The sequence below is a fragment of the Geodermatophilus sp. URMC 63 genome (assembly GCF_053502565.1).
This window is the reverse complement of the sequence record NZ_CP199956.1, coordinates 4,107,573-4,126,438: the sequence shown is the minus strand read 5'-3', so window position 1 is coordinate 4,126,438 and position 18,866 is coordinate 4,107,573. Positions and strand designations below refer to the sequence as shown.

Genomic DNA, 18,866 nt, shown 5'->3' with positions numbered 1-18,866 from the left:
ACCTCGGCAGTCGGCCCGGCCCCGGCCGGCGGCTGGGCGTTCGGCGGCGGCGCACCGTCCGGGGCGGAGCTCACCGAGCTGTGGCTGAACAGCGACCTGCTTCGGGAGCGGATCAACGGCCGCCGGGCGCCGCCGACTTCACCCGCTGCACGCCCGCGCGGCCGACCCGGCGCCGGCACGCACGGAGCTGACCTTCACCAAGCTGGACGCCAAGGGCCGGCTTCCGCTGTCCCTGTGCCCGGTGCTCGACGCGCAGCTGCCGGCCGAACGTGACGGCGCTGTGCTGGTCGTCTTCCTTCCCGGCGGCTCCGCGACCCCCCGGCCCGGCTACGACACCGCGCCGCTGCGTGTCGACGCCCGCCGCCGGCCTCTGCTCGGCCCAGCGCTGCGCACGCAGCTCGACCTGGCCGACAACGCCACCATCGTCGCCCGCACCGACACCGAGCGTGGCGGGCTGGAGCTGATGCCAGCCAGCCGCCTGGCGCCGCAGCTCGACGAGCTGTTCGACAGCCACCGCAGCCCTCGGCGGAGCACACCGCCCGGCGCGGAGCAGCAGCCCGTGCCGCGACTCGCTCTGCCCGGCGGGCGAATGCACCTCTCCCCCGGCGCCACACCGTCCATGTCGACCGTGGCGCCCGCCGACGACGCGAACTGAGGAAGCGACATGACCGACCAGACCATCGCCGGCCAGCCCGGCGACGGGGACGACTTCGCCGCCCGGATGGCCGAGATGGTCGCCGAGGCCCGGAGCAGCGGCGTGGACCTGGCCAGCGTGCTCGCTGCTGCGGACGGAACTTCGCTGCGCGAGCAACTGGACCTGCGGCTTCCGGTTCTGCGCCGGGACCCCAAGGGCACCTACGGCACCTGGGCGCTGTACCTGCGTCGCCTGGCCACCGGGCTGCCCCACTTCTGTCCATGCGTGTGCCTGACCTGCTCGGCGGGAACCTGCCGCTGCACCGCCGGAACCCACGCCGAGGGCTGCTCCCCCGATGCGGATGTCGACTGCGGGGAACGGATGCGCGCCCACGGCGACGACTCCGTGCGCGTCATCACCCGCCACCACATCGCCGACGCGGCGTGGTGGGCGCGACGGCGCGCCATGCAGCGCACCGTCGTCCGCAACGCCAAGCGAGAAGCCGCCGGCCGGGTGCTGCACGACCACGACGGCCGCGGTGCCCAGGAGGCCATGGTCCAGGCCTGCCGCTGGCTGTGGAATGAGATGCGCCGCGACGACGTCGTCCCGGCCAACGTCGCCCGCGACGTCCGTCTGCCCACGCGTCAGGAAGGCGCGGCCCGCAGCCTCGGCGTCCCCACCGGGGACGACCCGGCTCTCGACGGCCTCATCCTGCGGCACATGGTCACAGGCCACTCCCCGGGCCTGTGGCGGGACACCGGCTTCACCGCCGAACCCCCGGCGGACATCATCGCGGTCGGGCGCACCTCCGAGGCGATCACCGACCTCGCCGACCACCTCGGTCATGCAGCCTTCCTCACGCTGGCGGCAGGCCTGGCGGGTCTCGCGCTGCACCTGGGCCGCCGGCTACAGCGCCTCCCCCTGGCGGTCGCCCTGGGTCTGGTGATCAGAACGGTGTCGGCGCTGACCCGGTCGGAAGTCGTCTACGACATCGCCTCGCTGCTGACCGGGGCCCTCCTGGGGCGTGCTCCTTCTCACCCTCGGTCGGTCACTGGCCCGGTCGACCGCGATCACTCGATGAGCCTCACCTCCGTGCGGCGCCCCTGAGGCTCTCCCTCACCTCGCTGTCAGTCCCGGCACCAGCTCACCCGTCGAGTCGGCGACGGTCCAGGCGACCCGGAAGACGGAGGGCCGCCTGACGGATCCGCTTGCGGTGAACCCTTCGGCTCCCTGCGGGCCACCGACCAGCGCGAATTCTGGCCGCACGGCGTTAGCTCGCGGAACACCCCTGTGGCCGGCGACCGGTCACTGTCGCAATTTTGACTTCACCTGCGTTACTCGCCGACGGGCCACGCCTAGGACCTGATCTCATTCCAAGGCGCGGTAGACGGTGGAGCGGGCGACGCCGAAAAGGTCTGCGACTTCGGCGGTGCTGTACTCGCCCTGCCGGTACAGGCTCCACGCCAGAAGGCTATGGCGTTGCGCAGCGCGGTCACGGCCAGTGCGACGGTCATCCGGGCGTCCATCGAGTCGCCGACGATCCGCCCGGAATGCAGGTCCTTGATCGCGCAGAGGTAGAGCTTGCCCGGACTGCGGAGTGGCAGACGCACCGCCGGGCCCGGGGTCTCGGCCTCCGGGACCCTCGGCGTCGGTGGGCCGACCGTCGGCGAGGTCGTGGGCCACACCTGACGGCGTGCTTCCCTCGGCGCCCCAGCCGCGGCCCTCGCCACCGACGGCGGTCCCCACGGCAAGGGACCCCGCTGCGGCCCCGTGGCAAGCAATACTCCCACGCTCGCGTCTCCAGCACAGCCCGGGGCGCGCGCATCTGATGAAAGGTGAAAGACGTGGCCGAGACCGTCGTCTTCAAAGCTCAAGCGGGCCGCTTCTCGCCGGGCTCGTCGACCTGCCGGACGTTCCGTTGCGCGGGTGGGGCGTCTTCTCTCACGGCTTCACCCTCGGCAAGGACTCCCCGGCGGCGAGTCGCATCTGCAAGCAACTGGCCAGCGAGGGTATCGGCATGCTGAGGTTCGACAACCTCGGTCTGGGCGACTCCGAAGGCGACTGGGGCGACGGCTCGTTCTCCAACAAGGTCGAGGACACCGCCCAAGCGGTCCGGTTCATGCAGTCGACCGAGCGACCGATACGGCTGTTGGTAGGTCACTCGTTCGGCGGCGCAGCCGTCATAGCCGCGGCACACCTGGTCGACGGCATTCGTGCCGTCGCCAGCATCGGCGCGCCCTACGAGCCCAGCCACGTCGAACACAACTACGACGCCCTCATCGATCGCATCATGAGCGACGGAGAGGCGCCGTTCCTCGTCGGTGGGAGGGCACTGACCCTCCGTCGGCACTTCATCGAGGATGTGCGTGCCACTGACCTCCACGAGCGGATCCACAACCTGCGACGACCACTGCTGGTCATGCACTCGCCGACCGACAACACCGTCGGAATCGCCAATGCGAGCAAGATCTTCCAGGCAGCTCGCCACCCGCGGAGCTTCGTCTCCCTGGAAGGCGCAGACCATCTCCTGACAGGGAAGAACCAAGCCAAACGAGCGGCGCGAATCGTGAGCGCCTGGGTGGACCCCTACACGACCGACTGACCAGCGAGGGGACTGCTGCACCGACCGGTGACATCTGATCTGTGGTGCCGAGAGGTGCCGCTGGAAGGATGTTCACCGTGCCCAAGCCCTACCCCAAGGAGTTCCGCGACGACGTGGTGAAGGTCGCCCGCAACCGCGAGCCGGGCGAGCACCTGAAGCAGATCGCGGCCGACTTCGGGATCAGCGAGTCGTGCCTGACGAACTGGATGAAGGCCGCCGATGTGGAGGACGGGGTCAAGCCCGGAACCACGGCGGCGGAGAACGCGGATCTGCGGGAGGCCCGCAAGCGAATCCGACTGCTCGAGCAGGAGAACGAAGTCCTGCGCCGGGCGGCGGCCTACCTGTCGCAGGCGAACCTGCCGGGAAAATGATCTACCCGCTCGTCCGCGAGCTGGCCGTCGACGGGTCCCCGTGACGGTGACGTGCCGGGTTCTGAACATCGCCCGCCAGCCCTACTACCGGTGGCTGGCCACCCCGGTCACCACCAGCGAGCTGGTGATGGCCTACCAGGCCAACGCGTTGTTCGACACCCACCGCGACGACCCGGAGTTCGGCTACCGGCTGCTGGTCGACGAGGCCGTCGCGAACGGGCAGCCGATGACCCGGAGGTCGCTCCTACGTCAACAACGGTCGTGATCAGCACAGCTAGCGCAACGTCAGTGGCGTTCTTGGTGTCGGGGTAATCGCCGCTGCCCTCGGGCAGGAGGGCACCGTCCTCGGCCACGTCCCCGACGCCGGCCGAGCGGTCGTGGACCCCGGCCGTGGACACGTGTACGAGTCGGGAGACGCCTGCGTCCCGGGCGAGTACCGGCGTCCTCAACGCCCACCCGGTGCTGGACGTCCCGCGACGAGCCCATCGGGTGGACCGTCGTGACGACCGCGTCAGCACCCTGGGTCACGTCCCGGGCGTAGCCCTCGTCGGCGAACTCGCCGACGTCCTCGGTGACGCGGTCCAGCGCAGGCGCGCTGTCGGCGCGGCGGACAACGGCGCGCACCTGTGCCGACAGCTCGACGAGCGCCCGGCACGCCCACCAACCCGTTCGCACCGGTCACCACGACGACGCGTGAGGAAGTGGCCATGCCGCCCACACTGCCAGCGACCACACGACGGTGCCCGCGCTGCGTGGCCAGTCCCGCCGTCGGGGCCTCTGACCGGCTCAGGACTTCCTGTCCACCAGAGCCAACGCCACCCCGAGAGTCGCGAGAACACCGAGCGCCACGCGGACGCGATGCCACCGTGCCCATCGGTCGAGCAGGTGCGCAGTCTCGGCGTCCGCCAAGTGGCCCACCGTAAACTGATGATTCATCGGCTCGTTGACGGTGATGGTGATCGCGACGACGCCCGCTGCCGCAGCCGCCCCCACGAACGCCGCGCCGGCGCCGGGGTCCTTCGCCGTCTGCACGACGGCCGACGCAGCGTTCAGGGCGGCTGCGCCTGCCCCGAGAGGAATCATCCGGGTCCGGATCCGGTCGGAGTGGGCGGCGAACCAGGTCCGGAACTGCTCTGGCGGGACGCCGCGCCAGAACGGGAGGAGCACGACGTCGATAAGGATCATCGCACCTGCCAGGAGCCCAGTCAGCGCCGTGGCGAGGAGCGCGAGTAGGCGCGAAATCACGCGAAGCACTATCCACGCCCTCTCCCGTCCGCGACAGATTGATCCCTGCGGTGTCCGTTTCCGGCCGCCGGAACCCGTGTGCGTATGTAGCGAGTCGCCCCTCGGACACTCGAACGCCCCGGTATTCCTGCTGGTCAAGAACCCGGGCCGTTGTCATGTCCGAGCCAAGATGTGGCTCGTGATACCGCGGTGATACTTCGCGGCGCTGGTCAGCCCGCCAGGAGCGGGGCGAACCGGTCGGCTGCTTGCCGCCCCATGCCGGGATGGACGGGCTGGTAGACGGTCAGCGTGATGGTCGCGCTGGCGTGTCCGAGGCGCTCGGAGTCGACTTTCACCGGCTCCCCGGCGGCCAGCAGCGTCGAGTGAGTGTGGCGCAGGTCGGGCAGCCTGATCCTCGGCAGCTGCTGCTCCCCCAGCGCCCAGCGTGCCTGCGCAAGTTGGTCGACGAACCGGCGTGAGTAGCGCCCCGGGTGCCGGTGGGTGCCGTCAAGCCCGCGGAATCGCGCACCAGACCGACCGAGAGAGGGGCACTAGTTGCGCCGTAGGCGCGGAGCGTGGCAACCGTGTCCGAGTCGATGTCCACCACGCGAGCCTGGCGGTCTTCGTCGGCCCCTCGAGGAGCTGCTGACCGGCGCCCTTCCTCTTCACCGCTCCGACGCTGCGCCTGACTAAAGCCGGCCGGCGTCGAGGTCGACGTCGCGCCAGCGCAGCGCCAGCGCCTCGCCCCGACGCATTCCCGTCGCGCCCAGCAGCCGCCAGCCCATCGCGAGGTCCGGGTCGCGGTCCTCCGCCCAGCGCAACAAGCGGAATAGCTCGACTCTGCGTCGATGTATCCAGACCTTCTCAGGTCCGCGCCCAGTGCGATGAAGACACCTTCCTGGGGCCCTCGGTCCGCCACGTGGCCCTTTCGCGGATGACCGCTTGGGGCCATTGCGAGGCTGCGGTTGGGGAGCAGCGGCGGTGACAGCTCGGCCGGAATCCGCGTGCTCCTGGTCGACGACCATCCGTCGCTGCGCAGTGTCCTGGCCGAGGCGCTGTCCGACGAAGCGGACCTCACGGTCGTCGAACAATGCGACGATGGATCACACGTGGTGGCAGCCGCCGCCCAACTGCGGCCCGGCGTCGTTTTCATGGACCTGTCGATGCCGGTGATGGACGGGCTGACTGCGACAGAAGCGCTACTCGCCAGTCATGCCGCTGCTCGGGTCATCGTGCTGACTGCAGACGACTCCGGGGCACGATCGGCGGCCGCAGGCGCCGGCGCCCACGCCCTTGTGCCCAAGGGCACGCGACTGGAGGCGTTGCTCCGCTGCCTGCGCACCGTCGCCACCGGCGGCACAGACTGTCCCTACTGCCACTGATGCCACCGCGGCTTCCCTTCCCCGACGTCCCCGCCGGACCCCGACCTGGGTGAGCGTGGTTCGAGGCCGTAGCAAGCGGCGACCTCGGCGACGATGCCTCGTTCATGGCGCGGCGTTGGCGACGGCGAGAGGCAGGTGCTCACCGCACTCCGCCGGAGGCCTCCCCGCCCCACCCCTCGATCCTCGGATCGGTGGCCTACCCGGTGACCCAGAACTCGCGTCGCAGATCATGGGCTACCGCCCATCCGGTCCATGAGGATGTCCAGGTCGACGCCCACCGACTCGAAGGCGGCGGCGGCGATGTTGAACTCAACGGGATAACGAAGAGCCAGCAACCGGGCTTCCTGCTCCGGGCTCAGTCGCATGATCGGCAGCAGGTCCAGGACATGCTGGCGCGTGATCAGCACATGGCTCATGTCCCCCGAGGTCTCCTGGGGATCTCGCATACGGCCGCTGTGCCGAGCCTCCGTGTGCCCGCCAGGTGCGACCACGAAGGACTCACGCAGAAGTGCAATTCGTCATGACGGGGCGCACGCCGGCGGCGCAGGTGTGGATGGGTGCTCCCCTCACGGCAACGGACTCCACCGTTTCGGAACGAGCCCCGAGATCGTGACGGTGTCGGAACAGCCGGAGGCGGCCCGGGCAGCAATGGAAAGGACTGCGATCGCCGTCCGGCCGTCACAGATCGGCTTGCTGCCCGGTCATAAGAGGCACCAGGCAGTCACCAGGCGGAGGTCACCATGCGTATCGCAGTTGCTGGCTCACGCGGCCTCGTGGGGTCTCATGTCGTCGCCGTCGCCGAGTCCGCCGGACACTCGACAGTCGGGCTCGACCGTGAGGCAGGTGTCGACCTCACGGTCAGCGCGGGTCTCGACGAACTCCTGGCCGGCGTGGACGCGGTCGTGGACGTGACCAACAGCCCGACCATGGACCTGCAGGCAGTGACGTTCTTCGAGACCGTCGCCGCCAACCTCGGCGACGCCGCCACCCGCGCCGGCGTGGCACGCACCGTGGTGCTGTCCATCATCGGCGTGGACCGCGTGCCCGAGCTCGAGTACTACCGCGCCAAAGTTGCCCAGGAACAGACCCACCGCGCGCACTCCCCCGGCCTGCACATCCTCCGCGCTGCCCAGTTCCACCAGTTCCCCGGCATGGCCATCCGCTGGGGACTCGACGGCAGCACGACAACTGTGGACGACCTGCTGTCCCAACCCGTGTCCGTGGACGAGATCGCGAAGCTGCTGGTCGCGCTAGCAACCGGCGAGCGGGAGGAGACCCTCGTCGAGCTGGCGGGGCCCCAGCGCGAGCACATGGCGGACCTGGCCCAGCGTGTCATCAAGCATCGCAACGAGGACCTGACCGTGCTCGCCCGGGAGGTGCCCGACTCGATCAAGAACGGGGCACTGCTCCCAGGACCTGACGCGATCATCGCCGGGCCGACCTTCGACGAATGGCTGAGCGGTCAGCCGAGTTGAGGCAGCCGGGCTCGTAGGCGGCGGCGTCCCAGGAGATGACGCCTCGCGAACGACACCGGACCGACGACCGTGAACAGCGTCCCGACAACTCGACGTCCGAGGAAAGCGCGCTGCGGAAGACCACGCCGGCTCGGCACGAGCGTCGCGGGTGGGTGCGAGGGGTCGCCGCGGTCGGTCGCAGCAGGACGAGGACGCTCGCCGTCTCCAGAAGTCGACGGCGACAAGCAGAGCTTCGGCTCAGCGACGGGACAGCATCGGCTCTCGTCATCGGCTCCGTCACCGGGACGGAGGTCCCGCCCTGCCCACCGCACTCGGCGCACACGGACCGGTCAGGCTCGTCACCTTCGGCCGGGTGACGGTGAGAGCCATCGCCCTCACCTTCCGGTGGCTGACCGGTCAGCTGCAGTCGGCACCGCCCGCCGCCGCGCAGGCCGATGGACGACGGGCCCGCCCGCGCGTACGGGTACTTGCGTCCCCCTATAGCTGCCGGCGCACGCACGCGTGGGCGGACGACCGGGGATCGGCACCCGACCCGCCCGGGACGCGCCGCCTGGTGCCTCGGCCCGTCACATGCGCGGCTCGGGCGAGCGCGGACCAGTCAGCTGACGGGGGTCCTCACAGGCGCGCTGGGGCGCAGTGCGAGGCCATGGTCGACCGTGTCTGAGCCCGCCCGGCCCGGCAGCAGCGGAGGAGAGCCAACGATGGACACCACTCTGTCGGACCACTTCGCAGTACACAGGGCCCGCTGCGAGATGGAGAAGCCGCGGTCCCGTCGGACCGACGCCGACCTCCAGCAGGCGGCCGCGACGTTCATGGTCCATCGACCTCAGCTGCTCAGGATCGCTGGCGGGATCCTCGCCAGCGCGAGTGAGGCCGAGGACGTCGTCCAGGAGACGTGGCTGCGATGGCAGCGGACCGACCGCAGAGTCGTCAGCAACCCCCCGGGCTTCCTGACGACTGCCGCGAGCCGCCTCGCCATCAACGTCCTCCAGTCCGCCAGGACAAGGCACGAAACGGCCCTCGGCCCCGAGTTGGAGGGCGAGCGGTATGCGCTCGCCGTCACGGATACCGCCGCCGAGCTCACCGAGTCGGCGGAACTGGCGATCTCCGTTCTGCTCCAGAGGCTGAGCCCCGCGGAACGCGGCGCGTTCGTCCTCCGCCGTGGCTTCGACTACTCCTACCCGGAGGTCGCACGTGCCCTTCGGCTCAGCGCGCAGAACGCCAGGAAGTTGGTCAGCCGGGCGGACGCTCGCATCCGAACCGGCGATAGCCGACCGGTCGAGTTCGCCGCGCATCGCCGCCTCGTGCGTGCGTTCGTGCGGGCAGCACGAGCCGGCGAGTTCACCGACCTGGAGGCACTGCTCGCGGAGGACATCCGGTGAGCCGCGGCCTGAAGCCGCCACGCGCCGCGGACCCCGGCGAGAGCCGGGATCCGGCGCATCCGGACCCGACGGCCGGGCCGCGAGAGCCGCATTGCCCCGGTCGAACGCCGAGGGATCCCAGCCTCGCGGACGAGGGAACCATCGTGGATAAGCGCGCGGTGACCATGCCGGAGGAACGGACCTCGCCGGCCGACCGGCCGGCCGGGGGCGGCGGCCGTGCCTGGTGCCCCGGCGAGCGCAGTGCGCGCGCCCGGGTGGTGGACCGCGCTCCGTTTGCCGGAACGGCGCCCCATGCGCTCGACCAGCTCGTCGCGATGACGGCCGGGGCGGCGGAGCCCGAACCGGTCGGCCGGATGATCCGGCGGCTGCGCCTCGAGGCCGATCTGACGCTGGAGCAGCTGTCGGAGACCTCGGGGATCAGCGACCGTGCGCTGAGCGACATCGAGCGGGGGGCTGCTCGGGGCCCTCAGCATCGGACGGTCCTCGCGATCGCGACGGCCCTCAGCCTGACCGACGACGACCGAGCCACCATGGTCCGGGCCGCCCGGGCAGGGCGACGCCGGGCCGCGCCCTCCTGTCGGATCCGCCTGCCGCTGCCTCGCGACGTCGACGACTTCACGGGGCGGGAGCGGGAGCTGGCACGGATCACCACCGCGATGACCGCCTTCTCGGGTCCCCGCGCCCCGACGGTCGTGATCACGGGCTCCGCGGGCTACGGCAAGACGGCCCTTGCGGTTCGGGCCGCGGCCCACCTGCGCAGCGCATATCCGGACCAGCTGTTCCTGAGTCTGGGAAGCCTCGGGGCGTGGACTCCGGACGCGGTCATGGCCGGCATCGGCGAGGCGATCATCGGCCACGGCCGCACGTCCGGTGACCGACGACCCCCGCGGCAGCTGTCGGACGATCCACCCCTCCTGCTCGTCCTGGACGACGCCGCGCACGAGTCCCAGGTCCGGGCCGCGCTGTCCGTCGCGGGCCCGGCGGCCGTCCTGGTGACCAGCCGTCGGTCGCTGGCCGGCCTCGAGGCCGTGGAGAGGCTGCTGCTGGATCGATTGCGCCGCGACGACGCGGTCGACCTGCTCGCCGCTGTGATCCCGGCCGAGCAGACCGCCGGAGCGGACCTCGACGAGTTGGCGCGACTCTGCGACGACGTCCCGCTGGCGTTGCGCATCGCGGGGAACCGCCTGGCCAGCCGTCCGGGGTGGACGATTGCGGCCCTGACAGCCCGCCTGGCATCGGTGGAGCGCCGATTGGACGCCTTGACGGCCGGTGACCTGCGGATGGCAGCCGCGATTCGGACGTCCGTCGACGAGCTGAGTTCCGACGCGCGGGACCTCTTCCGGCGACTCGCGCTGGTCGACGGCTCCAGTCTCGACGCCGGGCTGGCCGGCGCGCTGATCGGTCGGCACGCCTGGCAGGCGGAACGCCTCCTCGATGAGCTCACCGACCACAGCCTGGTCCATCCTGCGGCCGGGAACCGCTACACCCTCCACGCCCTGCTGCGGTTGTACGCCGAGGGGGAGCTGGCGCAGGAGTCGCCCGCCACCCGCGCGGCGATCCAGGCGGCGGTCGACGACTGGCTTCTCGGCACCGCGGCCGGCGCGGCACGGACGCTTCGCCCGGACCGCCGGACGGGGCGGTCCGTCGACAGCGATCGCGGGTCCTCCTTCGGCCACCCCGACGTCGCTCACGCATGGCTGGTCGACGAGTCCGATCACCGGAACGCCGCCGTGCGAGAGGTCGACCTCCGCGATCGAAGGGCCTTGTCAACGGACCCGGCCGAAGCTGCCCCGTGGCTGCCGTCGAGTCGCTCGACGGCCTGGCGCACATCGGGGCAGCCCGCCGACGGCTGGTCCCCCACCTCGACTCGTGAGGCCCCCCGCGGCGGTCGAGGTACGACCTCCGCCGCTACGCCAACGCCTCGTGCAGCTGCCTCCGGGAGCTGATCCCGAGCTTGGTGAACACCTTCCGCAGGTGCCACTCGACCGTGCGGCGGCTGAGGTACAGCTGAGCACCGATCTCGGGGTTGGTGAGTCCGTCCCGGGCCAGCCGGGCGATCTGCGCCTCCTGCACGGTGAGCTTCTCCAGGGGGTCCTCGGAGCGCTTGCGGACGGCCGCCCCGGCGATCAGCAGTTCACGGCGCGTGCGCTCCGCGAAGGCGCGGGCCCCCATGCGACCGAACATCTCGTCGGCCCGGCCGAGCTGTTGCCGCGCGTCGACCCGGCGGTTCTCCCGGCGCAGCCACTCCCCGTACACGAGGTGGGCGCGAGCCAGGTGGGCCACGGCCCGGCTACGGCCCAGCCTGTCGATCGCCTCCCGGTAGAGCGCGTCGGCCTGCGTGCCCTCCGCGGCGAGCGCGCGGGAGCGGGCCTGGATGCCGAGGGCCCACTGCGTTCCGGCGACGCTCGTGCGGTCCACCAGCCGGCCGAGGGCGTCCACCGCGACATCCCGCTCCCCGCTCCGTACAGCAGCCTCGACCAGCTCCACCAGTCCCCAGCCCGCGAGTGCGATCTCGTCGTGCCGGCACGCTCCCCGGGCAGCGGCGAGCGCCGCGTCGTAGCGGCCGAGCCCGTTCTGGAGCACCGCGGTCGCGAGGTCGACCATCGTGATCGCCCTGCCCTCACCCCTGGCGGTCGCGGCACGCAAAGCGGACTGGAACAGGTCGGTTGCCTGCTCCTCGTGACCGCGCCAGGCGCTGAGGACCAGTGCCGGCTGCGTGATGCGGGCGGTGCCGGTCATCTCGGTGATGACGTCGACTTCGTCCAGGGACGCGGACGCTCCGACGAAATCGCCCTCGTGCACCTGGACGTCCGCCAGGCCGGTGACCGCGACCGCGAGCAGTGTCAGTGCGCCTGTGTCACGGGCGAGGCGGACCTGCCGCGTGGCCAGTTCGTGCCATGCGTCGTCGTCCCAGATCGCCGACGCCCCGCGAGCGGCGATCCACAGCCAGCGTTTGTCGCTGTCACCGATGTCCTCGTGGCGGAACGCATCGAGGGCTTGCCGCATGAGGGGGACGCTCGCGCCGTCCCCCTCGGTGAACCATGTCGCCAGCGCCCTCAACCACAGGTCCATCGGCCGATCCCCCGGCGGCACCGAACGAGCCGCCCGGGCCACCTCCTGTGCCCGGCCGGTAGGTGCCAGTCGTCCGGAGAAGAGCACGGCCGAGCACGCTTCGAGATACGTCTCGCGCGCCAGGTCGGCATCGAGGGGAGCCAGGCGTCTTCCTGCTTCGATGAGGGGGATGACGGCGTCGTTGCCTCGAGACCGGGCGAAGAGCAGCCGCGCCTGGAGCCGCTCGAGTCGTGCGCGATCGAGCTCGAGAAGCGGACCCAGCTCCGCCGTGGCGAGCAGCTCCGAGGCCCTGGCCGGGGCTCCCGCCTCGAACGTCGCCTGAGCCGCTGTGAGTGCCCGCTCCACCCTTCTCCGCGGATCCGGCGTGAGCTCTGCCGCGCGCTCCAGGAACGCCGCCGCGGCAGCCAGGCCACCGCGGCGCTGCGCGCGTCCGGCCGAGCGCTCCAGCTCTCCGGCGATCGCCTCGTCCGGGGCGGCCGCCGCCTGCGCCCGGTGCCACACCCACCGGTCGGGATCGAATTCCGGGTCGGTGGCGTCGGCCAGCGCGGCGTGCACGGCTTGCCGCTCGTGCGGTGCAGCCGCACCGTAGACCGCCGACCGCACCAGGGGATGGCGGAACCGCACCTGAGGCCCGAGTTCGACCAGTCCGTCGGCCACCGCCGCCGTCGCCGCCTCGGCGTCGATGTCCAGAGATCCGACTGCTTGCCACAGGATGCGCGCGTCTCCCAGCGGTTCGGCCGCCGCCGTCAGGAGAAGCCGCTGCGTCGGAGCCGGAAGGGCTTGGAGGCGTCGGACGAAGGTCTGCTCGATCCGGCCGGTGAGAGGTCCCGCGTCGGTCACGCCGAACCCGCCCGCGAGCTCTGCCGGAGTCCGCCCTCGCGGAACCTCGAGCAGGGCCAGGGGGTTCCCGCGCGTCTCGGCGATGATCCGGTTGCGCACCCGGGCGTCGAGGGGGCCTGGAACCACCGTTGCCAAGAGTCGACGGGCGTCGACCTCTCCGATTCCCTCGACGAGCATGTCCGGTAGGTGGTCGAGCTCCTGCCGGTCAGATGGTTCGCGTAGTGCGAAGACCATCATCACGGGATCTGCCATGAGGCGCCGGGCAGCGAAAGCCATGGCCTGGACCGACGCCCGGTCCAGCCACTGCGCGTCATCGATCAGGCAGATCAGTGGCCGCTCCGCTGCCATGTCCGACAACAACGACAGAACGGCCAGGCCCACGAGAAAGCGATCGGGAGCAGTCGTTCGCTCTCGCAGGCCGAACACGCTCTCCAGCGCCTCGCGCTGAGGGCCGGGAAGGTGGTCGAGGCGGCTGAGCATCGGCGCGCAGAGCTGGTGCAGCCCGGCGAAGGCGATCTCCATCTCGGACTGGACACCGCCCACCTGGGCGACGTGGCAGCCCGACGCCTGCTCGAGGAGATGGTTGAGCAGAGCAGTCTTGCCAACACCTGGCTCCCCGCGGACGACCAGCACAGAGCTCTGACCGGCATGAAGGCCGTCGATCAGACGATCCAAGGCCGCGCACTCACGTCCCCGGCCGCGAAGCACGTGTCCGGATCGGCGGCCCGGGATGGGCATGGGCGATCGTAGGCATTTCTCCGATTCCGCGACAACCACCTCGGGCCCGGTCACCGAGAGGAAGCTCTTCGGCCGGGATGCGCTTCATGAGCGGCGAACCGACTGCCGCTGAAGTGCGCGGTGCCGCCGTCATCGAGACCCGGCAGCGCCTCAGCTACCGACGCTCGAGGAGAACCTCGCTTCGCTCGAACATGATGTGCCCCCGCGCCCGTCCCTACGGGCTGCCGAGGGCCTTGCGGAGGACCTGGATCGCCTGCTCCACCGCGGCCGTTGCGGCCTGCGTCGGCCTGAGGGGGTTGAGCATCATGAAGTCGTGGATGATCGCGTTGTAGCGGACGGTGGTGATCGGTACGCCGGCCTCGAGCAGCCGTCGGGCGTAAGCCTCGCCCTCGTCGCGGAGCACGTCGTTCTCGTCCACGACGAGGAACGCGGGCGGGAGGCCGACAAGGTCCTCGCGCGAGGCACGGAGCGGTGAGGCGGTGATCTCCTGCCGGCGCTGCTCGTCGGGCGCGTAACAGTCCCAGAACCAGGCCATCCCCTTGGCTGTCAGGAACGGCCCGTCGGCGAACTCGAGGTAGCTCGCCGTGTCCTGGGCGGCGTCGGTCACCGGGTAGTACATCGACTGGTGCACGAAGGTCACGTCGCCGCGCTGCTTCGCCAGAATGGTGAGGGCTGCGGTCATGTTGCCGCCGACCGAGTCACCGGCCACGGCCATGCGGCCGGCGTCCAAGCCCTCGGAGACGCCGTTGGCAGTGATCCACCGAGCGGTCGCATAGCCCTGCTCGATCGCGACCGGATATCGCGCCTCGGGCGAGCGGTCGTACTCGACGAACACCACCGCGGCGCCGACACCGACGGCGAGCTCACGAACGAGCCGGTCGTGGGTGCGGGCGTTGCCCAGAACCCAGCCTCCACCGTGCATGTACAGCACTACCGGGAAGCTCCCCGGCCGCCCCGACCGGCCGCACGATGCGCACCCGCACGTCCCCCACGCCAGCGGAGACGGTTCTCCATGCCTCGTCGACGGCAGGCTGGTCCACGGGAGCGGCCTGCACGTCGTCGAGGACCTTGCGCGCGCCTTCGGGTCCCAGCTCGTAGAGGAACGGCGGCGTTGCGGTCGCGTCGGCGAACGTCTGGGCTTCCGGTTCCAGGACGTGCTCGGTCATGCTGCGACTCCTCGTCTGGGCGATGGGGCAACGACTTCGACGAGCGTCCGGGCACCCCGTACGGAGGACCACGAAGAAGACACGCAGGGGTTCGCTCCTGCGCGCCGGGCTGGGTGCCGCGTGGGGGTCCCGCCCGAGTCCGCCGACTGTGCGGTTCGAGAACCGCGGCGGGCGAGCGATGGAAGGTCTGGATGGCGCATCCGAAGTCCGGGTGACGGCCGGTAGGTAGGTGGCCACCTTCCGCCCACAGCGGCTCCTCGCTCCTGGCTCTCAGCTCCTGCGGCTGAGCGACTCTGCTGCGCCACCGCCTGGGAACCGGCAACCGTCGTCCGCTGTGGCTGTCCAACAGGTGCACGCGGCCCTCTTCAGGGGCCAGCCTGAAGAAGCTGCCCACCCCGGGCGGCCGATCATCATTGACGGGAGCGCCACCCTCACCCTCTCGCTGCGGTCGTCGCCTCCCAAGGGCGTGACGACAGCAGGGACGGCGTCCTCTCGCGCCCGACCCCTGCTTCCCCTCGGGTGTTCCGAGCCCATGGGCGGGTCCTCCTCGCGGCAGTTCGAGGCGGCCCCACAACTTGGGTCGATCCGGCCCGCCACCACGAAGAAACCACGCAGAACTTCGCTCCCTCGTTCTCGACCGTGCGTCAACCGCTGACGATCCAAGGCAGGTGCCGAACACCGGCCGGCGCGTAGAGGAGGAAAGCCGTGAAGCGCAGAAGGCGCAGACAGCCACCCGCGCCACGGATGGAGGCCGCGACGACCGGCCGGGGACTACTCCGTCAGCTCTCCGACGTACTCAGTGATGCACCGCTGTTCGTCGTCACTCCGCTGCTACGGCACTGGCACCGCACCTGGGGCGCCACTCCGGACGAGGTCGCAGCCACGATGCCCGGCGACGACCTGCTACCCCGCATCCAGTACCGGTGCACGCGCGCGATCACGGTTGCCGCCACGCCGGCCGAGGTCTGGCCGTGGCTGGTACAGGTGGGTGTCGGGCGCGCCGGTTGGTACGCCGACGATCTTCTCGACAACTTCGCCCGCCCCAGCGCCAGGGAGATCATTCCCGACCTGCAGGACATCCACGTTGGTCAACAACTGCCGTGGCTACCCCACCCGTCGGCCAGGACTGCCTTCTTCGTCGACGGCTACACCGCGCCCGAATGGCTGCTGTGGCGCATGGCGAGTCGCACGTGGGCCTGGCGCCTGGTTCCGCTCCCAGGCGAACGTACGAGGGTCGTCACCCGCATGCACGCCCGCTACGAGTGGAAGCGGCCGTTGACGCCGTTGATGGTGCTGTTGATGGAGGTCGCGGACTTCCCGATGATGCGCCGGATGCTGCGCGGGATCCGGGACCGTGCGGAGGCCGAGCACCGACGTAGAGCAACGGCACCACTTTCCACTTCTCGGCCGCAGATCCTGGCCGGACCGGTGCTGCCGACGGTGTCATAACAGGTGCCTTTCCGAGACTCCAGCGGCCACTCGACCGGCGCAGGCCGCGCTCCCACATCCGTCGCAACAGAAAGCACTTCCCACCCCGAGCAAGGAGCTGACATGTCCGTACGAACCGACACGACCAAGCCGACGATCGTCCTCGTCCACGGGGCGTGGGCCGACGCCTCAGGCTTCGCCGAGCAGATCCATGCTCTCGAGGAACGAGGCTTCCGGGCCATCGGCTTCGCGAACCCGCTCCGGGCACTCGCCGACGATGCGCGATACCTGGCCGACTTCGTCCGGACCTTGAGCGGGCCGGTCCTGCTCGTCGGCCACTCCTACGGCGGCGCCGTCATCTCGGCCGCCGCCACCGGGAACCCGCAGGTCAAGGCACTCGTGTTCTTCAGCGGGTGGATGCCCGACGAGGGCGAGAGCATCGCGCAGGTCTTCGAGCGGCACACCGAGGGCAGCCTCGTCGGAGCGGCGATCACCCCCTTGCCGTTCACCGGCACGGACGGTAGCGAGGGCGCCGACCTCTATCTGGAGCGCGACCAGTTCCACGCCGCCTTCTGCGCCGACGTCGACGACCGCACGGCGTCCGCCATGGCGGCGACCCAACGACCGTGGACCGGAGCCGCGTTCAACGAGCCCTCCGGCGCGCCCGCCTGGAAGACGATCCCCAGCTGGTACCTGCTCTGCACCGAGGACAGGGCCATTCCCGCAGAACTCCAGCGATTCATGGCCGAACGGGCCAACGCCACGATCCAGGAGGCGACCGCCTCACATGCCTCGATGGTGTCCCAACCCGAGGCGGGGACGCAGCTCATCCTGCGGGCCGCCGACGCCGTCACACCCGTGATGGTGTGAGGCTGTCACCAACGCCCCTCGGCCCCCGATGCAAGACTGCTCCTTCTGCCGACGGAGGAGGGAGGATCCGGTATGACTGAAGCACTGGTACGTCGGTCAGGACAGTGGCCCCGGCTGCGGCTGTCCGACTGGCCGGAGACCCGCGACACGGTGCACCTGTGGACACAGATCATCGGCAAAGTGCGGATGGCCCACGCGCCGATGATCAACCACTGGTGGCAGGCCACCCTGTACGTCACGCCTCGCGGCCTGACCACGGCGGCGATCCCGTGCGCCAGCGGAGCGTTCGACTGCGAGTTCGACTTCGTCGACCACCTGCTGCGCATCAGAAGCAGCGATGGCGGCGGTCGAGCGATCACGCTGGCCCGCAAGCCTGTCGCACAGTTCTACGCCGAGACGATGGGCGCACTCGCTGAGCTGGGTCTCCACACCCGGATTCACGCGCGCCCCAATGAGGTGGACCCCGCCATCCCCTTCGCCGAGGATGACCGGCACGCCTCTTACGACTCGCACGCAGCCGAGCTCTTCTGGCGGCAGCTACTGCAGGCCAATCGACTGCTCGACGAATTCCGAGCGGGCTTCGTCGGCAAAGTCAGCCCCGTGCACTATTTCTGGGGCGCGATGGACCTGGCCTGCACCCGGTTCTCCGGCCGGCCGGCTCCGATGCATCCCGGAGGCGCGCCGAACTGCCCAGCCTGGGTCATGCAGGAGGGCTACTCGCACGAGCTGGCCAGCTGCGGCTTCTGGCCCGGTGGCGGCGAGGAGGGAGCGTTCTACGCCTACGCCTATCCGGAACCATCCGGCTACGCCGACGCCGAGATCAGCCCGGCCGAGGCGTTCTACAGCCGGGAGCTCGGCGAATTCGTATTGCCCTACGAGGCTGTGGCCGGCGCCGAGAACCCCGACCGCGTGTTGGCTGACTTCCTCGGCTTGACATACGCGGCCGGCGCCGAACTGGGCGGCTGGCCTCGAGCGACGCTGGAGACCGACCCTCACCGCTGGGATGGACAACGAGTATCGCCGGGCGCGTGAGCTGCGATTCAACGCCTGTTTCGTCGGACCAGGCCCATGTCTACGTTTCCCTGTCTCTCGCCGAGGCTCGGCTCCGTGGACTCGCAGCGGCCACCTTCCGGCTGTAACAGCGGCACGGTATGTCCTCTCGTCTCGGGGGCGCGTCCCCAAGCGGGGTGATCGACACACGGCCAAGTTGGACCATGTATGACGAGAAGTCCGCTTACTGGCCGACAGCCGGTTTCGATGACGAGCCAGCGAGCCGTGTGCGTATGAAACGTGTCGCCCCTCGGACACCAGCTCAGGCACACCGACGTCTCTGCAGCTGGCGGAGTCGCCTCAGGACGCGCGTCGTTCCTCTTCAAGCCGGTCAAGCAGCCAAGCGCGAGCCATGGTGGACATCGGTAGGTGCTGTCGCTCGGCGACATCTTGAATCGCGGCGAACTGCTCCTCCGAGAGCCGGACGTTGAACATCCGACTCGCCTGGTTGGAACGGCTGACGACCGTGCCCTCCGGGTACGGCTCGCCGGTATTGGCTTTCGCTTCCAGGCGCCGGGCGTCCTCCCGCGCGACGCCGGCCTCGTGAGGATCAAGCTCCTTCGCCATCGTCACCCTCCTTCAGGTACGTCGCGAGATCGCGGCCGCTGGCCGGCCAGGCGTTCATGCCGTGG

At 70.4% G+C, this 18,866-nt stretch carries 21 protein-coding genes; 12 read left to right on the top strand and 9 right to left on the bottom strand.

All coding sequences use genetic code 11. The features are described 5' to 3' along the window. The first annotated feature begins 241 nt into the window (after positions 1–241). Both ACWIZO_RS20115 and ACWIZO_RS20110 read left to right on the top strand, forming a co-directional pair. A complete protein-coding gene (locus tag ACWIZO_RS20115; RefSeq protein WP_448639410.1) occupies positions 242–655 on the top strand; it encodes a hypothetical protein in 414 nt (137 codons plus the stop codon). Between the two features lie 9 nt (positions 656–664). After that, entirely contained in the window at positions 665–1,741 is a 1,077-nt protein-coding gene (locus ACWIZO_RS20110; protein WP_448639409.1) for a hypothetical protein, read from the top strand. A gap of 261 nt (positions 1,742–2,002) precedes the next feature. Here the strand turns inward: ACWIZO_RS20110 and ACWIZO_RS20105 are convergent, their stop codons facing one another. Then, complete coding sequence (locus ACWIZO_RS20105) at positions 2,003–2,089, bottom strand: helix-turn-helix domain-containing protein (RefSeq protein ID WP_448642978.1); 87 nt, start codon at positions 2,087–2,089, stop codon at positions 2,003–2,005. A 373-nt stretch (positions 2,090–2,462) separates the two neighbouring features. On the opposite strand from ACWIZO_RS20105, the gene ACWIZO_RS20100 reads away from it, so the two are divergent. From ACWIZO_RS20100 to ACWIZO_RS20090, 3 genes are all read left to right on the top strand, one after another. After that, complete coding sequence (locus ACWIZO_RS20100) at positions 2,463–3,236, top strand: alpha/beta hydrolase family protein (protein ID WP_448639408.1); 774 nt, start codon at positions 2,463–2,465, stop codon at positions 3,234–3,236. A gap of 77 nt (positions 3,237–3,313) precedes the next feature. Then, the gene (locus ACWIZO_RS20095; RefSeq protein WP_448639407.1) at positions 3,314–3,607 is read left to right on the top strand and encodes a transposase; all 294 of its coding nucleotides are present in this window, start codon (positions 3,314–3,316) and stop codon (positions 3,605–3,607) included. Positions 3,608–3,647: 40 nt separating this feature from the next. Beyond that, entirely contained in the window at positions 3,648–3,872 is a 225-nt protein-coding gene (locus ACWIZO_RS20090; protein WP_448639406.1) for a hypothetical protein, read from the top strand. 521 nt (positions 3,873–4,393) lie between these two features. Here ACWIZO_RS20090 and ACWIZO_RS20085 read toward each other — a convergent pair. The 3 genes from ACWIZO_RS20085 to ACWIZO_RS20075 form a co-directional block, all read right to left on the bottom strand. Next, entirely contained in the window at positions 4,394–4,852 is a 459-nt protein-coding gene (locus ACWIZO_RS20085) for an anthrone oxygenase family protein (RefSeq protein WP_448639405.1), read from the bottom strand. Between the two features lie 209 nt (positions 4,853–5,061). After that, a complete protein-coding gene (locus ACWIZO_RS20080; protein ID WP_448639404.1) occupies positions 5,062–5,187 on the bottom strand; it encodes a hypothetical protein in 126 nt (41 codons plus the stop codon). 333 nt (positions 5,188–5,520) lie between these two features. Further along, a complete protein-coding gene (locus ACWIZO_RS20075; protein WP_448639403.1) occupies positions 5,521–5,655 on the bottom strand; it encodes a hypothetical protein in 135 nt (44 codons plus the stop codon). 180 nt (positions 5,656–5,835) lie between these two features. On the opposite strand from ACWIZO_RS20075, the gene ACWIZO_RS20070 reads away from it, so the two are divergent. Then, a complete protein-coding gene (locus tag ACWIZO_RS20070; protein WP_448639402.1) occupies positions 5,836–6,213 on the top strand; it encodes a response regulator in 378 nt (125 codons plus the stop codon). 227 nt (positions 6,214–6,440) lie between these two features. On the opposite strand, the gene ACWIZO_RS20065 is transcribed toward ACWIZO_RS20070, so the two are convergent. Beyond that, entirely contained in the window at positions 6,441–6,629 is a 189-nt protein-coding gene (locus ACWIZO_RS20065) for a hypothetical protein (RefSeq protein ID WP_448639401.1), read from the bottom strand. Between the two features lie 324 nt (positions 6,630–6,953). Between ACWIZO_RS20065 and ACWIZO_RS20060 the strand changes: the two genes are divergently transcribed. The 3 genes from ACWIZO_RS20060 (at position 6,954) to ACWIZO_RS20050 (ending at position 11,016) form a co-directional block, all read left to right on the top strand. Beyond that, positions 6,954–7,688: an SDR family oxidoreductase gene (locus ACWIZO_RS20060; protein ID WP_448639400.1), complete on the top strand. Its 735-nt coding sequence runs from the start codon at positions 6,954–6,956 to the stop codon at positions 7,686–7,688. A gap of 701 nt (positions 7,689–8,389) precedes the next feature. Next, positions 8,390–9,070 (top strand): sigma-70 family RNA polymerase sigma factor, encoded by a 681-nt coding sequence (locus ACWIZO_RS20055; RefSeq protein ID WP_448639399.1) that lies wholly within the window; start codon positions 8,390–8,392, stop codon positions 9,068–9,070. Beyond that, positions 9,067–11,016, top strand: a complete 1,950-nt coding sequence (locus ACWIZO_RS20050) for a helix-turn-helix domain-containing protein (protein ID WP_448639398.1) — start codon at positions 9,067–9,069, stop codon at positions 11,014–11,016. The genes ACWIZO_RS20055 and ACWIZO_RS20050 overlap by 4 nt, the downstream gene beginning before the upstream one ends. Here the strand turns inward: ACWIZO_RS20050 and ACWIZO_RS20045 are convergent. The 3 genes from ACWIZO_RS20045 to ACWIZO_RS20035 form a co-directional block, all read right to left on the bottom strand. Then, a complete protein-coding gene (locus tag ACWIZO_RS20045) occupies positions 10,979–13,720 on the bottom strand; it encodes an AAA family ATPase (protein WP_448639397.1) in 2,742 nt (913 codons plus the stop codon). The genes ACWIZO_RS20050 and ACWIZO_RS20045 overlap by 38 nt on opposite strands. Positions 13,721–13,934: 214 nt before the next feature. Next, positions 13,935–14,642, bottom strand: coding sequence for an alpha/beta hydrolase (locus tag ACWIZO_RS20040; RefSeq protein WP_448642977.1), 708 nt, complete (start codon positions 14,640–14,642; stop codon positions 13,935–13,937). After that, positions 14,584–14,886 carry a hypothetical protein gene (locus ACWIZO_RS20035; RefSeq protein ID WP_448639396.1) on the bottom strand — a complete coding sequence of 101 codons (303 nt, stop codon included), beginning with the start codon at positions 14,884–14,886 and terminating at the stop codon, positions 14,584–14,586. The genes ACWIZO_RS20040 and ACWIZO_RS20035 overlap by 59 nt, the downstream gene beginning before the upstream one ends. A gap of 744 nt (positions 14,887–15,630) precedes the next feature. Between ACWIZO_RS20035 and ACWIZO_RS20030 the strand changes: the two genes are divergently transcribed. From ACWIZO_RS20030 to ACWIZO_RS20020, 3 genes are all read left to right on the top strand, one after another. Then, positions 15,631–16,335, top strand: a complete 705-nt coding sequence (locus ACWIZO_RS20030; protein WP_448639395.1) for a hypothetical protein — start codon at positions 15,631–15,633, stop codon at positions 16,333–16,335. A gap of 102 nt (positions 16,336–16,437) precedes the next feature. Then, positions 16,438–17,184, top strand: coding sequence for an alpha/beta fold hydrolase (locus ACWIZO_RS20025; RefSeq protein ID WP_448639394.1), 747 nt, complete (start codon positions 16,438–16,440; stop codon positions 17,182–17,184). Positions 17,185–17,256: 72 nt separating this feature from the next. Next, a complete protein-coding gene (locus tag ACWIZO_RS20020) occupies positions 17,257–18,216 on the top strand; it encodes a DUF5996 family protein (protein ID WP_448639393.1) in 960 nt (319 codons plus the stop codon). 318 nt (positions 18,217–18,534) lie between these two features. Here the strand turns inward: ACWIZO_RS20020 and ACWIZO_RS20015 are convergent, their stop codons facing one another. After that, a complete protein-coding gene (locus ACWIZO_RS20015) occupies positions 18,535–18,801 on the bottom strand; it encodes a hypothetical protein (protein WP_448639392.1) in 267 nt (88 codons plus the stop codon). Positions 18,802–18,866: the final 65 nt, after the last annotated feature.